Origin of the sequence: Alterotamlana spongicola (genome assembly GCF_035818475.1) — a bacterium.
Taxonomy (GTDB): Bacteria; Bacteroidota; Bacteroidia; order Flavobacteriales; family Flavobacteriaceae; genus Cognatitamlana.
Genome location: NZ_JAYMGV010000001.1, coordinates 1,506,718 through 1,523,364, shown reverse-complemented (window position 1 = coordinate 1,523,364; position 16,647 = coordinate 1,506,718). Strand labels below are relative to the sequence as shown.

The following is a 16,647-nucleotide window of genomic DNA, read 5'->3' as shown; positions in this document are numbered from 1 at the left end:
TAATAGCATTAATTTGCACGCCTAAAGGCTAAATTAAATACATAAGTATGAATACTAAATTTTCTTTATTAACACTCCTTTTTTTATTTACACATCTTGTTTTTGCCCAAAGAGGAGATATTAGCGGTTCCATAATTGATGATGAGTCCAATGAGCCGGTACCTTTTGCAACCGTTGTTATTCTTGATGATTCATCAGAAACCGTAAAGGGAGGGATATCATCTGACGATGGAACATTTGAAATTGAAAACTTAAAACTAGGCACCTACAGTGTTCAAATTTCTTTTATTGGTTATCAAACCATTAACTTAGATAACATATTGCTCACCAAAAACACCCCTGATGTAAATGTGGGCGTGGTTAATTTAAAACCACAATTAGAAGCACTTAATGAAGTTACTGTAAAAGCCGTTAAAAAAACAGCTTCAACAGGTATAGACAGAAAAACATATAGCACTAATGATTTTGAAACTGCAAAAGGTGGTAATGCTGCCGATGTATTAAACAGGCTTCCATCAGTTTCTGTAGACCCAAGTGGGAATGTTTCTGTAAGAGGCACATCAGATTTTATGGTGTATTTAAATGGCAAGCCAACCCAAATGGATGCCAATACCTTATTAAATCAAATTGCTGCTAATTCTATAAATAAAGTTGATGTTATTACTGTACCAACAGCGCGCTTTGATGCTCAGGGTAAAGGAGGAATTATAAATATTAGCACTAAAACAAAAGGTGTTGAAGGTTTATCAATTTCGGCTAATGGTTTGATTGGAGGTGCTCCGTGGGCTAATAAAACAGATAAATACAGTGGTTACGGAATGAATGATGACAGATATGGAGGCGGCTTAAACCTGGTTTACAATACAAAAAAAGTGTCTTTATATGGGGGATTTAATTATAATAAAAAGAATGTAAACGGCAAAAGATCCGGAGATGCCCGTGTGTTGGTAAAAGAGCCTGAAGGCGAATATTTCCACATGGTTGCAGCAGGAGAACGCCCGGAATGGTATGAATATTATTCAGCAAATGCCGGTATAGATTTTGATCTTGGCGAAAGAGACGCCCTTGCATTATCTTATTTTTATGGAAACAGAACTGCAGGAAGAGCTGCTTATTATGTATATAACAACTTTTTTGCTGACGCCGATAAGTCAAATAAAGATGATGCTTCTGAAACCTGGATTTACAACCCTAACATAGATAACAGGTATGGAAAATACCATACCCTTAATGCCGATTATTCTATCGATTTTAATGACACCTCAAATTTAAAAATTGCTGCTACCTATGAGACTTCAGATTTAAGCAGAGCACTTGTAAACGAAAACTACAGTTATGATCCTGATACCGATGAAGCCGGATCTGTTGTAGAACAAGAGTATTCATTGTCAGATAGTACACCGCTTAAAGGATTTAGATTCGCTATAGACTATTCAAAAGACATTAATGAGACTGACGTTTTAAGCTTTGGTGCACAAACCAACTATGCCAACATTGCCGGAGATTTTAAGTTTAATAACACTTTAGTTACCAAAGATCTGGATAATTCCATTGATTTAACACGTACGGTCTATGCTGCCTATGTAGATTACACAGGAAAAACAGGTAAACTGGATTACATTTTGGGATTAAGAACTGAATATGGTGATCAAAGCATGGATGTAAGCAACACGGATTATTTAACATTATTTGATAATGCAGGGCAGCCTAACTATAAAGATAGAAAATTAGACGTTTTCCCTTCTGCTCATTTAAGTTATCCAATATCTGAAAATGACAAATTAATTCTGGCAGCCAGCAGACGTGTTAACCGTCCGTCAGTTACAAACTTAGCGCCATTTTTATACCGTCGCCATTTTGAGGTCTATGTATTGGGAGATCCAAATCTTGAAGCTGAATATTTAAACAATGCTGAACTGACCTATGACACTAAGATAGGCAATAGTCATACATTGAGTTTAACCGGGTTTTACAGAGGAACAGACAATGCCGTATTTAGAGTAAATACAACCACTACAAGCATTGAAAATTCTGATGTTCATGATATACTTCAGGAAAATGTATTAATACGAAGTTATACCAATGCCGGAAATTCAACCTCTTTAGGAGCTGAATTAAATGCCAATATTGTAACCGGATCATTTGGTAAAATATTTCTTGGCGGATCATTATACCATTTCAAAATTAAAGGTGATGTTTTTGGATATGCTGTAAATACCTCCAGCACCAACTGGACATTAAAAGGAAACTTAAACCTAAATATTTCAGATCCCTTAAAATTTAGTTTTGATTATAATATCAAATCTAATACAGTGACTTCTCAAGGAGCAAATGCCAGGTTTGCCATGGCCAATGCAGCTATAAATTATAAACCAAAATCATTAGAAGGCTGGGATTTTTCGCTTAGAGGATTAGATATTTTCAGTTCAAATCTGGAAGGACTGGACACGAATGCTTTTAACAGTTCTAATGAGCAGATCTTCTATCAGGAAACGGAATACACCCGTAATGGCCCAATAGTAGAATTGGGAGTAAGCTATACCTTAAATATGAATGGCAAGAAGAAAAAAGAAAAAGAATTTGAGGGTAATAAACATTTTAAATAATATAAACACTTTATAATTACAAAAAGGGAAGCTGATCAGCTTCCCTTTTTTCATTGGTAAACTTGCCACACTTACACCTCATACAAATTCCTGAAAATCAAAACATTACAAACTAAAAAGGCGTCTACAATATTGTAAACGCCTCATTAGCTATTAATTTTCTAAATTCCAAGTAAGAATTAAGAACCGCATAGATACAATTAAAAGCAAAATTTATATGTAACAAATGTTACATATAATGCAATCAAAAAATATTCAAAATCAAATTACAAATACATTAAAAAAAGCTATTTGAAAACCCTATTTTAAGCTTAAAGTAATTAATATCAAACCTTGATAAAGATCTTTTTCTTAAACATATAATAAGCCAGTAACGAATAAACTGTAGCAACTACCAAAGCATATAAAAGGGAAGAAAACTTTGGGCTTAAAAAATCATAGGTAAACACAGTTTCATAAAGCCAGGCATGCACACTTTTACCCGCTTCAATCTTAATCATATACATGCATTTAGATATAAAGCTGGACAGAAAATAAACAGTAATAGCATTAACACCTATGTACTTAAAAATACGTCCTAATGTATACTGCTTAATATCTATAAGATAATAGATAACCCCCAATAAAAAGACACCCCAACCGGTGGTTACCAAAACAAAACTACTGCTCCAAATGGCTTTGTTAATAGGAAAATAGTAATCAAAAGCATAGCCGGAAATTAGTAATACCAAAGCAATCAGAAACAACGGTTTTACCCGGGTAAGCCCATCTAACAACTTCCCTATTAAAATTCCCGAAATACAAGTTACAACAGCTGGTAAAGTACTCAATACACCTTCAGGATCATAATCCGGTTGCCACATATGTGCTCCTAAAATTTTTAAATCTATGTAATTTGCCCAATTATTTGGAGCTCTATCAAATGTTGGTAACATTCCATGTTCATTTGGAAAGGGAAAAAACCCAAGAAACAACCAATACCCAACCAGGACCACTATACTTAACCCTAATAAAGCTTTCCAATTGCAATTAAGATAAAGTACAGAAGCTATTAAAAATACTACACCTATTCTTTGTAAAACTCCGGGAAAACGCACGGTTTCTAAATCCGTTATAAACGGAAAATAAGGCACAAACAGATTTAAAAACAAACCTAAGCCAATTAACTTTACGCTTCTTACCAGAATCTTTTTATAAACCGTTTTAGAAGGTATTTTATTCTTATAGGCAAAATAAATGGAGATCCCAACAATAAATAAAAAGAAGGGAAATATTAAATCTGTTGGTGTAAGCCCATGCCATTCGGCATGTAATAAAGGGGCATAGACATGACTCCAACTCCCTGGAGTATTCACCAAAATCATGGCAATAATTGTAAAACCTCTTAAAACATCAACAGATTCTATTCGCCTTTTTTCATTCATAATAGTATTAATCAATCTTGTTTTAAGCCTACTTTATGCCCCCAGAATGCGTAATATAAGATTATACAATAGCAAGGCAGTAAAACCCAATAACCAAATGATGCAGAATCAGCTGTTGCTATAACGCTATCCATACCGGTTTCTATTAATTGTTCTTTTTTAATGTCTACCAGCTTTCCATATAATGGTGGTAGTATAGCTCCCCCAGAAATGGCCATAATAAGTAAGGCCGAAGCCGTTTTAGTGAATTTACCAAGACCATTTAGAGCTAAAGGCCAAACAGCCGGCCAAACCAAAGCATTAGCAATACCTAATGATGCCACAAAAAGTACTGAAGCAAAACCACTTGTATTTACTATACAAAATGACAATATAATACCCAGAATAGCACTAGCCTTTAATGCAAAAGCCTGACTTATATATTTAGGGATTAAAAAGACACCCAAGGCATAAGTTGCTACCATGGCCATAAGTGTAAATAATGTAAAAAACTTAGCCTGGCTTACCGGGATATCCAATGAAATCCCATAGGCAATAATAGTATCTCCTGCAATTACTTCAACACCAACATATACAAACAGGGCTAATACCCCCAGCCATAAATGTGGAAATTGAAAAATACTGGATTTGGTTTTCCCTCCGGTTTCTGATGCTTTAATAGGCTTAGCCTCAACATGGGGTAAGGGTGCTTTTCTAATTAAGCCTCCTAATATGAACAGAACAACTGCCATGGCTATATAAGGTGTAACAACACTGTCTGCCATAGTATTTAATAAATCAGCCTTTTCAGTGTCATCAACAAAGGTTAACTTTTCTTTAATGTCATCAATACCAGATAACAGGAGGGCTCCAAAAATCACGGAACCTAACGCACCAGCCACTTTATTGGCAATTCCCATAATAGCTATACGCTTTGCAGCTGATTCCATAGGCCCCAAAATAGTGATATATGGATTTGATGCTGTTTGCAACAAGGTCATACCAGCACCTTGAATAAAAATTGCGGTTAAAAACATCCAGTATGTTCTGGCTCCAGCAGCAGGAATAAAAACCAAAGCGCCCAATGCCATAATGATTAAACCCAATGACATACCCTTTTTATAACCAACCTTATTGATTATATAAGATGCAGGTAAGGCCATTACAACAAATGAAATATAGGATGCTGAAGCTACCAAATAAGATTGTGCATCTGTAAGCTCATTAATAGTTTTCATAAAAGGGATGAGCGCCCCGTTTATCCATGTAACAAATCCAAAAATAAAAAATAGCCCTGCAATAATGAGTATTGGGACTAGGGTATTGTTTTTAGGTTGTGGTGACATTTCTTGATTATTTGACATGGTTATAATTTAAATGTTGTTAGTAAACTATTTTTCTTTATCGTCGCTTATATTAAAAATTCGCACTTTGGCCTGTTTTGTATAATTCCGTCCAATTGGTATTTTTCTATTTGATATTTCTATAGTATTTCCCTCTAAAGCATTAATCTTATTAATTGAAACTGTATACGATCTATGGACTCGTATAAAATTGGATTGAGGCAATTCTTCAGTTATCGCTGAAAGCGTTTTATGTACCACATAATCACCTAATGCCGTAATAACTTTTATATAATCCTTGAGGCTCTCTATATACAAAATATCGTTCAGATTTATTTTCACAAGTTTCTTATTTACCTTTAAAAATATATGTGGTTCTTGCTGTAAGCTAGTATCAGCGGATGTATTGCTATTTACATAAACCTGTTGATATATTTTATTAATGGTCTTTAAAAACCGATTAAACGGAATGGGTTTAACCAAATAATCTAAAATATTTAACTCAAAACTCTTTACAGCATATTCTCTATATGCCGTTGTTATAACAATTAATGGCTTATACCCAAGATTCTCAATAAAAGTGAATCCGGTCATTTGTGGCATATTAATATCCAGAAAAATAACATCAATCTTTTCTTGTTCCAGAACACGATATGCTTTTAAAGGGTTATTGAATGTTTCTACAATCTCAACATGATCAAAATTCTTTAAATGATTCTCAATCACAGAAATAGCAAGGGGCTCATCGTCAATTATAATGCATTTAATTTTCATCAAACTGGGATTTTTAGGAATAATTTATAGGTCTCTCCTTCAATTTTAGAGTCTAAAATAAAGTTATTGAAAAACAATAACTTCAGTCTTCGTTTAGCATTGTCATTACCAATACCTCTACTCTTTTCCTTTACAACATCAGGGTTAAAATTATTGGTTATAGTAAACTCAAGATACTCATTATTTTGAATTTCAAAACTCATATTTATCTCCAATTTATCATTGCCCTTCATTCCGTGTTTAAAACAATTCTCCACAAATGATAATAGTAGTAGTGGCGGTACACTTATATCTTCAATATTACCGGTAATATTCACTTCGGCTTCAACCCTATTCTCAAAACGCAAACGCTCAATATCAATAAAATTGTTTATATGATTAATCTCTTCCAGTAAGTTAGCCTTTGAACTTTTTATTTCATATAATATATATTGCATCATATCTGACAACTTAATCACCAATAGTGAAGCATTATCAGATTTTTGTAGCGTTAAAGCATAAAGGTTATTTAATGTATTAAAGAAAAAATGAGGCTGGATTTGAGTTCGTAAATATTTGAGTTCTGTACTCATTTGTAATTTTGCCAAATCTTCATTTCTCCTTTTTTCAACAGACCAGTCAATAAGCAGCTTTATTGATGTTGCAAAAGCTATAACATATAGCTCACCTAAAATAACAGCTATAAAATGATTGAGTTCCAAAAACTTTGCAGAATCTTCTGCCTCAGGCCAAATCTCCTCAGTCACCAACAAATAGTTAAGACCGGTTCTTACCAAATAAACCATGGCTAACATAAAAGCTAATGATAACACATAGTACAGGTACTTTTTCTTTAAAACAAACTTTGGTATTAAATAATAGATATTAATATAAACTATTATAATGTGAATAGGAAATTCAACCAGATTGGATTTTAATGAATACCAATAATCATCAAAATAACTACCCCATCTCACAAAATTAAATAAGAAATACCCCAACCAAAATATAACATGATACTTGACCGGAATAGTTAAAGGAAGTTTTTTACTAAAAGGAAAAATGTTTTTTAATGTTTTAAAAGATTTCACCGCTAAAACCTTATTAATATTCAACAATTTTAGCAATATATTAATTATTTATCAATAAAATCACTAATAGTTTATTTTATCAAAATCACTTATCGAGCATAAAATGTTGTCTGTGTGTTAAACAATGTTGTTTATATATTTTTTTTTTAAACAATTTTTAGAATAAATAGTTTGGCTTAACTAAAAAAACAAAATAAACAAATTATGAAACAAAACTTACAAACATTTTTCTTGTTTTCTTTTTTATTATTGACTGTTCAGTTTTCTTTTGGACAGGAGAAAGAAATTGAGGGAACAGTAACTTCAAAAGAAGATGGTATCCCGCTTCCTGGAGTTAATGTACTAGTTCAAGGGACTACAATTGGAGCTCAAACAGATTTTGATGGAAATTATACACTTACCGCCAATGTAGGTGATATTTTAATTTTTTCATATCTGGGAATGACTAATGCTCAAATTACAGTTGGTGATTCAAACATTATTAACGTACAATTAGAGGAAGACGCAGAACAACTCAATGAAGTTGTGGTAACTGCACTGGGTATTAAGAAAACCCGAAAGTCGCTAACCTATGCAGCACAAGACATTAATGCTAATGAGTTAAACAAGGCTAAACAGACTAACCCAATTAACAGTTTATCAGGTAAGGTTTCCGGGGTTTCAATAACCCGTAGTTCTTCTGGTGTGGGTGGATCTGTTAAAGTAACCTTAAGGGGTAACTCTTCTATTGGCAACAACCAGCCTTTATATGTAATAGATGGTATTCCTTTGTCTAACCCGTCTTCCAGTCAACCCGAAGATACTTTTGGTGATATAAATGGTGGTAATAGAGATGGGGGTGATGCGCTTGCCTTAATGAATCCGGATGATATTGAATCTTTAACCGTATTAAAAGGAGCATCTGCTTCTGCATTATATGGTAGTGCAGGTTTAAATGGTGTTATTTTAATTACAACTAAGAAAGGGCGTTCTGGAAGTTTTAAAGTTGACTTTTCTTCAAACTTAACTATAGATAGTGCCGCATATGCCATGGATTTCAATGATGAAGCGCAAGGCAACATTGATGACTTTCTAGATTCGGGTGTGACTAATATTAACTCGTTATCAGTTTCCGGTGGAACAGAGAAAGCACAAACATACTTCTCTTATAGTAATACGTTTGCTAATGGTGTATTACCTACAAACAAGTTAAAACAGCATACGTTTAACGTAAGGGAAACGGCACAACTTTTTGATGGAAGATTTAATATTAATGCCAGTGTAATGGCAACCACTCAAAACATAAAGAACAGGCCCATTTCCGGTTTATATTTTAATCCTTTAGTGGGTGTTTATGCCTTTGAATCTGATTCTGAAAAATTATCTGATTATGCTGTTTTTGAAGCTTTAGACCCTAATAGAAATATCATGGCTCAAAGATGGTTTAGACTAACTTCAGATATTGAACAAAATCCATATTGGGTAATTAATAGAAATGCTTCTGAAGATAATAGTAAAAAATTAGTAGCATCTTTAAACTTAGATTTTAAGATCAATGATTGGTTATCACTCCAAACCAGGGGGACCTATGATAAGTCAATGTTTGAATTTGAAAGACGAATTTACGCAACAACAGAAGCTACTTTAGCTCCACTAACTGGACGATATATTGTATCTGAAAATGATTACACGCAATATTACGGAGATGTTATCGCAAATATTAACACACAGATTAGTGAAAGTATTTCCATTACGGCTATTGTAGGGGCAAGTACAACCCGGACAACAACAGAATCTTTTACCGGTGATTCCGGAACTAACGGAGGGTTACAATTTGCAAATGTATTTTCTTTCCAGAATTTTAACGGGAACCCCGCAGTAAATTTTAATCAAAATTCATTAGAAACTCGAGTAAACTCAGTATTTTCTAGTGCTACAATAGGGTTTAGTGACAAGGTATATGTGGATTTAACAGCCCGTAATGATTGGACCTCAACATTACCTAAAAGCGACAATTCATTCTTCTACCCATCTGTTGGGGTTACCGGAGTATTAAATGAATTATTTGAACTCCCCGAAAATATTTCTTTTGCAAAGTTCCGGGCATCTTATGCCGAAGTAGGTAACGGATTTGCAGCAGATCAAATTAATCCACAACGCTCAATAATCTTTGGCGGTGGAGGTGTAAACCCTGCTGACCCTATCAGGCCATTTCCTGGTTCAACACCAAAACCGGAAAGACAAAAATCTTTTGAATTTGGTACCGAATGGCGATTTAATAATAACAGATTGGGATTTGATATAGGATACTATAATACTAAAACAATAAATCAATATTATCCGTTTTCAACATCAGTCTCTATTATTGGAGCCCCTCAGGCGTATTTGAATTCAGGAGAAATTTCTAACAAAGGTGTTGAAGCATCAATCTTTGCCATTCCTATTCAAAAAGATAATTTTGAATGGACAACGACAGTAAACTTTGCATCAAACAAAAATAGAATTGAAAGAATTTATAATGGCCAGGTATTAGAAGGTCTAATTGAGCCTGAGTTCTTTACACTTTCCGGCAAAGGTGTAAACACCTTTGGATCTTATCTGGTTGAAGGAGGTTCTTTTGGAGATATTTATGCACAAGTGGTAAAAAGAAATGCAGATGGGTTACCCATTATAGAAGGCGATGCCGTAATTGCTGATGAAGATAATCCAGTAGACGGGTTAACCAAAGTAGGAAATGCCAATCCGGACTTCACATTAGGATGGAACAACTCCTTTCAGTTTAATAACTTTTCAGTAGATTTTTTAATTGACGGCAAGTTTGGAGGAGAAACCATGAGTATGACCGAAGCTATTGTTGAAGGGTTCAGTAACAATTCTGCCAGAGAGACCGCCAATGCACCGGTTGATGTACAGATAGACGGATCGCCGTCAACACTGACAGCTCAGGAATACTATGGTAAAGTAGGAGGGAGAAATGGTTTTACAGGAGAATATATATATAGTGCTACCAATGTTAGATTAGCAGAGTTTGCTATCGGTTATAATTTTAACCTTTCGGAAAACTCATTCTTTTCAAGAGTAAAAGCTTCTTTAATTGGCACCAACCTGTTCTTCTTTTATAAAGATGCACCACATGACCCGAATCTTTCCTTAAGTACAGGAAATGCACTACAAGGTGTAGATGCTTTGGCACTTCCTTCAACAAGAAGCATTGGACTAAATCTTAATTTAACCTTCTAAAAAATTAAAATGATGATGAAAAAAATAAGTAACATACTAGTATGTTTAGTTGTATTGGGTCTGGTTAGCACATCTTGTAGCGATTTAGAACAATTCAATGTAAACGAAAGAAATATAACACAAGAACAGCTGGAAGTAGATTTTCAGCATGTTGGCTCTAAATACAAACCCATTTTTGAGAATATTTATCAATATACCCCGGCCTGGTCTTATCAATTACAACAAAACCTAAATGCCGATGTATACTCAGGATACTTAACAAATCCCAGGCCTTTTGTAGCCGGAGCTAATAATACCACATACAGTTTAATTAGCGGTTGGAATAATTTTATCTGGAGTGTCCCTTATTCTAATGTCATGAATAATGTAGATGCCATAAGTGAATTAACTGAAAGCGAGTTTCCTACATTATATGCCGTGACTCTTATTTTAAAGGTGGCAGCCATGCATCGTGTTACGGATGTTTTTGGCCCGATTGTATATTCTAATTTTGGAGATCTGGAAAATGCCGGTGTTTATGACTCACAACAAGAAGTTTATAACGCCTTTTTTACTGACTTGGATACAGCAGTTTCAAATCTTATGGCTGATATTGATAGCCCCAGGTTTACAGCTTTTGATTTGTCCTATGATGGCAATTACACCAATTGGGTGAAATTGGCTAATTCATTACGTCTGCGCTTAGCAATTCGTATCTCAAAAATAGACCCTGCAAAAGCAAAAACCGAAGGTGAAAAAGCACTTAGCCAATCCTTAGGAGTAATGGAATCAAATCCTGACAGCTTTTTTGTAAACAGCTCATTAGACCATCCGTTGTCTATCATAGATAATTCATGGGGAGATATTAGAATGAATGCTTCAATGGAATCTATATTGACTGGATATGATGACTCTAGAGCTGATGCATTTTTCCAGGAAGTAAATCCAAATGACAATATTACAATCCCTGTAGTTCCAGGTGAATTAAAAGGAATTAGATCAGGATTACCTTTATTACCTGGATATGCTGGTGAGCTAGAACAGAAAGCAGATTATATCACTTTTGCAGTAATCAACGATGACATACACACTTCAACCGTTCAGTTAATGACTGCTGCAGAAGTAGCCTTCTTAAAAGCAGAAGCCGCTTTAAGAGGATGGGCTGGCGCCGGTGATGCGCAAACAAATTATGAAACCGGCATAGAATTATCATTTGATCAACATGGTGCAAGTGGTTCTTCAGATTATATAAATGACAACACATCAACACCTGCAGATTATATAGATCCGGTTAATGCAGGCAACAGCGCAACAGCATTAAGCACTATAACTATTGCTTGGGATGCAGGTGCAACTGACGAAGAAAAGCTGGAACGAATTATTACACAAAAATGGATTGCCATGTTCCCTGAAGGCCAGGAAGCCTGGAGTGAATATAGACGTACCGGATATCCAAAAATCTTTCCGGTGGTAAGCAACCAAAGTGGGGGATTAGTAGATACGGATATCCAAATAAGAAGAATTCCATTTGTTGATAGTGAGTTATCAACAAACCCTGATGGTGTAGCTGATGCAGTAACAAAACTTGGAGGCCCAGACAATGGTGGTACACGTTTATGGTGGGATACCGGAGGACCTAATTTTTAATTTAAGTTGATTTAGTCAATAGTTTAGTTTGTAATTAATTAAGCAAACGGAGAGCCTAGGTTTTCCGTTTGCTTTAACTAAAATATCATTAACAGAAAACACCTTTACTGTGAAAATTGCAGATCATAAAAATATAGCATATTCTAAAGCTGGTCAGTTTGAAGAAGCTCGTTTTGAAAAAATACATAATATTATTTTCAAAAACTCTACAGAAGCTTCCATTCTTGTAGCGCAAGAAATAGCCACATTGATTAGAGAAAAGGAGCAGCAAAACAGGCCCTGTGTTTTAGGTTTAGCAACCGGTTCTTCTCCCATAAAAGTTTATGAAGAATTGGTTCGTATGCATAACGAAGAGGGATTAAGCTTTGCAAATGTCATTACCTTTAATCTTGATGAATACTACCCCATGGACAAAGGTAACATACAAAGTTACTTTTATTTCATGCATGAACACCTGTTTAATCATATAGACATTTTACCCGAGAATATTAACATTCCTAATGGCATTGTTAACACTGAAAATCTTTACCAGTACTGCATAGATTATGAAATGAAAATAAAAGCTATTGGAGGCCTGGACTTTCAGCTACTAGGCATTGGCAGAACCGGGCATATAGGTTTTAACGAACCGGGATCTCATTTCAATTCAGGAACCAGGAGTATTACTTTAGACCATATTACCAGAGTGGATGCCGCCCCCGCATTTTTAGGAATTGAAAACGTCCCAAGAAAAGCCATTACCATGGGTATAGGTACCGTGTTAGGGGCTAAACGAATTATCCTTTTAGGATGGGGAGGCAATAAGGCTGAAATTCTCAAAAAGACCATCGAAGGCGAAATAAATTCTGAAGTCCCTGCAACCTACCTGCAAAATCATAATAATACCACCTTTATCATTGATGAGGCAGCATCATCAAGGTTAACACGGGTAAAAACGCCATGGCTGGTTACCAATTGTGTTTGGAATGACGCTTTAAAGCTTAAGGCCGTGGTTTGGTTGAGCGAATTAACCAATAAATCTATATTAAAGCTCACCGACACAGACTACAACAATAACGGCATGTCCGGACTTCTTACAGAAGAAGGTACTGCCTATGACCTAAACATAAAAATGTTTAATAAACTTCAGCACACCATTACCGGTTGGCCTGGAGGTAAACCAAATGCTGATGATTCCAACAGACCTGAACGCGCAAGTATCCCTAAAAAACGCGTTATCATTTTTAGTCCGCATCCAGATGATGATGTTATTTCAATGGGCGGCACTTTTGACAGGCTGGTAGAACAGGGGCATGAGGTACATATAGCCTATCAAACTTCAGGAAATATTGCTGTTTCTGATGAGGAAGCTATGAAATTTGCTGAAATCACACAATCCCTTTGTCCGGACTGTGAAGACACACAAAGCATTATCAATTTTTTAAAAATCAAAACAGATAATGATATTGATTCTGTTGAAGTACGCCAATTAAAGGGGCTGATCAGGCGAGGCGAATCACTGGCTGCTACCAGATATTTAGGACTTAATGATAAACATGTTCATTTTTTGGATTTACCTTTTTATGAAACCGGAACAATCAAGAAAAACAATATTTCACAAAATGACATAGATATTATGTGTGACCTGATTGCATCTGTTAAACCACATCAAATATATGCAGCAGGAGATTTAGCTGACCCACACGGCACTCATAAAGTTTGCTTAGATGCATTATTTCAATCTCTCAACGTATTAAAGCAAAATGATTATATGAGTGACTGTTGGGTTTGGCTATATAGAGGCGCGTGGCATGAATGGGAATCTTATGAAATTGAAATGGCCGTTCCAATGAGCCCCGATCAGGTGCTAAGAAAACGGCATGCTATTTTCTACCACCAGTCACAAAAAGACGGGGTGATGTTTCAAGGCGGAGATTCAAGAGAATTTTGGGTTCGTGCAGAGGATAGAAACCGGTTAACAGCTAAAAAATATAATGATTTGGGCTTAGCAGATTACGCAGCCATTGAAGCTTTTAAACGCTACTATTTTTAAAACCCAAATGAAAATATATGCTCTTATTTTTTTACCCCTGATACTCTTGAATTGTAAAAAACAACCTGACAAAATTATTGGCACCTGGAAAATGGTCCACGCCGAAGTTCTTGAAAATGATTCATTAAAAATAAAAGATTTGAGTCAAACCCGATTTATTAAAATTATTAATGACACACATTTTGCTTTTTTTAATCAGCAGAATAACGGGAATGAAAAATTTTACGGCGGTGGCGGAACCTACACTTTTGATGGAAGCAATTATACAGAGACTTTAAACTTCACATCTGTAGAAAGCATGAAAGACCATGAGTTTTCATTCAAAATACACATTAAAGAAGACAGCCTGATCCAAACCGGATTAGAACACGTTAAAGAAGCTGGAATTAATAGAGAAATAACAGAAAAATATATCCGAATCCATTAAAAAGAAATAATGAAAAAAATCATATTACTTATTGTATTCACCGGAATGTTGAGTAAATGGAGCTATACTCAATCGTCCTTATCCAGCAAATATGATTTGATGCCCTGGCCAAAAGAAATAAAGGAAAACTCTGCTAAGTTTATTATTAATAGCGACATTACGATCTCAACAAATACTGAAAATTCAAAACGAGTTCGTAATGCTGCCATTAGTTTTCTGAGACGCCTAAGTAACCGGACCGGTGTATTTTTAAAAGAAGGCTTTCCTTTAAAAAATAAAAAAGGATCAATACATATTGCCTTTGATAGTATTTCAGATCTTAATATAAAAACCGATGAATCTTATACTTTAAAAATTGAAGATTCCATAATTGAAATTAGTGCCAAAACAGATATAGGAGCCATCAGGGGCCTGCAAACCTTATTGCAATTAACAAAACACAATGCCTCAGAATACTTTTTCCCTGGTGTGACTATTACAGATACTCCCCGATTTGTTTGGCGGGGTTTAATGATTGATGCTTCCAGGCATTTCCAACCGGTAAACGTTATTAAACGCAACCTGGACGCTATGGCTTCTGTTAAAATGAATGTTTTCCATTGGCACTTAACAGACGACCAAGGATTTAGAATTGAATCAAAGGTGTATCCCAAGTTACAGGAATTAGCCTCAGATGGCCTGTATTATACTCAAGAACAGATTAAAGATGTTGTGGACTATGCTAACCATTTAGGAATTCGTGTTATCCCCGAAATTGATGTTCCCGGTCACGCTTCTGCAATTTTAACAGCATACCCTGAACTGGGGAGCAAAACAGGTTACAACTATACCATTGAACGCTATTCAGGTATTTTTGACCCCACTTTGAATCCCACTAAAGATATTACCTATGAATTTCTTGAAAATTTATTTAAAGAAGTAACACGGTTATTTCCTGATGAATACTTCCATATTGGAGGCGACGAAAATGAAGGTAAACACTGGAATGAAAATCAGGACATTCAAACCTTCAAACAAAAGCATAAACTAAAAACCAATCATGATCTGCAAACCTACTTTAATATTAAGTTGGAAAAGATTCTTAATGCTCTTGGAAAAAAATTAATGGGTTGGGATGAGATCATGACTCCCGATATGCCAACAACAGCTGTCATTCATTCCTGGCGTGGCAAAAATGAAGGATTACCAGATGGAGGTTCATTAATCACAGCTGCAAAAAAAGGTTATCAAACCGTTTTATCAAATGGCTATTATATAGACCGAATGCTGTCTGTAGAACATCATTATACTGTAGACCCTATTGGAGATATTCAATTAACAAACAAAGAACGCTCAAGAATTTTAGGCGGTGAGGCCACTATGTGGAGTGAACTGGTAACACCACAAACTATAGATTCCAGAATCTGGCCGCGAACCGCTGCTATTTCAGAACGTTTTTGGTCTGCTAAAACAGTAAATGATATTGAAAATATGAAAAAACGCCTAAGAACAGTATCTTTTAACCTGGAAGAACTAGGCTTAACCCATATTAAAAACAGAGCTGTTATTTTAAGAGGTATGACAAATAATCAAGACATAGCATCGCTTATTACTCTAGCCAATATTTGTGAGCCTTTAAAGGTATATCAACGCAACAAAGGCGGTATAGAATACAAAACGTATTCTCCTTTTAATTTATTTGCCGATGCCTGTGTGGTAGACGCTAAGGACGCTTTAGAATTTAACCATGCTGTTTCAAGTTATGTTGAAGGTTCTAATCATGAGGATCAAATCATATCCTATTTACGTTTATGGTCAAAAAACCATGACCGCTTTTCACAGCTTCAAAAAAATCCGAAAATAACTCCGTTAAACACCTTATCTGAAAATATTTCTGAAGGCTCTAATCGCCTCTTAAAAGCTATTCAGAGTAAACATATTTCTAAAGAAAATATAGCTGCTATTAAAAATTTAATTACTATCTTAAATTCTCCCGTGGCTGATGTTGAAGTAGCAATAATTAACGCTTTGAATAAGTTAGTTACCTTTTGTCAAACACATTTTTATAAAAACAATAACTAAAATGATCTTAATAGTAGGTAGTGGATCAACAAAATGTGGCTGGCTATTCTATAAAGCAGCAAATTAAAGTACAATAATACCAAAGC

General features: G+C 35.1%; 10 protein-coding genes. 6 read left to right on the top strand and 4 right to left on the bottom strand.

Translation table 11 applies throughout. The features are described from left to right. Positions 1–47: 47 nt before the first annotated feature. Entirely contained in the window at positions 48–2,606 is a 2,559-nt protein-coding gene (locus tag VOI54_RS06645; protein WP_326281941.1) for a TonB-dependent receptor, read from the top strand. 326 nt (positions 2,607–2,932) lie between these two features. Here the strand turns inward: VOI54_RS06645 and VOI54_RS06640 are convergent, their stop codons facing one another. Genes VOI54_RS06640 through VOI54_RS06625 form a run of 4 tightly spaced genes read right to left on the bottom strand, consistent with a single transcriptional unit; the run spans position 2,933 to position 7,220 of the window. Then, entirely contained in the window at positions 2,933–4,030 is a 1,098-nt protein-coding gene (locus tag VOI54_RS06640) for an acyltransferase family protein (protein ID WP_326281940.1), read from the bottom strand. Positions 4,031–4,041: 11 nt separating this feature from the next. Continuing rightward, positions 4,042–5,373 carry a sugar MFS transporter gene (locus VOI54_RS06635; protein ID WP_326281939.1) on the bottom strand — a complete coding sequence of 444 codons (1,332 nt, stop codon included), beginning with the start codon at positions 5,371–5,373 and terminating at the stop codon, positions 4,042–4,044. 27 nt (positions 5,374–5,400) lie between these two features. Next, the gene (locus VOI54_RS06630) at positions 5,401–6,126 is read right to left on the bottom strand and encodes a LytR/AlgR family response regulator transcription factor (RefSeq protein WP_326281938.1); all 726 of its coding nucleotides are present in this window, start codon (positions 6,124–6,126) and stop codon (positions 5,401–5,403) included. After that, a complete protein-coding gene (locus VOI54_RS06625) occupies positions 6,126–7,220 on the bottom strand; it encodes a sensor histidine kinase (protein WP_326281937.1) in 1,095 nt (364 codons plus the stop codon). The genes VOI54_RS06630 and VOI54_RS06625 overlap by 1 nt, the downstream gene beginning before the upstream one ends. 180 nt (positions 7,221–7,400) lie before the next feature. On the opposite strand from VOI54_RS06625, the gene VOI54_RS06620 reads away from it, so the two are divergent. From VOI54_RS06620 to VOI54_RS06600, 5 genes are all read left to right on the top strand, one after another. Further along, on the top strand, positions 7,401–10,415 hold the full coding sequence (locus tag VOI54_RS06620; RefSeq protein WP_326281936.1) for a TonB-dependent receptor domain-containing protein: 3,015 nt from the start codon (positions 7,401–7,403) through the stop codon (positions 10,413–10,415). 15 nt (positions 10,416–10,430) lie between these two features. Then, positions 10,431–12,041 carry a RagB/SusD family nutrient uptake outer membrane protein gene (locus VOI54_RS06615; RefSeq protein WP_326281935.1) on the top strand — a complete coding sequence of 537 codons (1,611 nt, stop codon included), beginning with the start codon at positions 10,431–10,433 and terminating at the stop codon, positions 12,039–12,041. A gap of 109 nt (positions 12,042–12,150) precedes the next feature. Then, positions 12,151–14,073: a glucosamine-6-phosphate deaminase gene (gene nagB, locus VOI54_RS06610; protein WP_326281934.1), complete on the top strand. Its 1,923-nt coding sequence runs from the start codon at positions 12,151–12,153 to the stop codon at positions 14,071–14,073. 7 nt (positions 14,074–14,080) lie between these two features. Continuing rightward, positions 14,081–14,500 carry a hypothetical protein gene (locus tag VOI54_RS06605; protein ID WP_326281933.1) on the top strand — a complete coding sequence of 140 codons (420 nt, stop codon included), beginning with the start codon at positions 14,081–14,083 and terminating at the stop codon, positions 14,498–14,500. 9 nt (positions 14,501–14,509) lie between these two features. After that, a complete protein-coding gene (locus VOI54_RS06600; RefSeq protein WP_326281932.1) occupies positions 14,510–16,561 on the top strand; it encodes a beta-N-acetylhexosaminidase in 2,052 nt (683 codons plus the stop codon). The last annotated feature ends 86 nt before the right edge of the window (positions 16,562–16,647 follow it).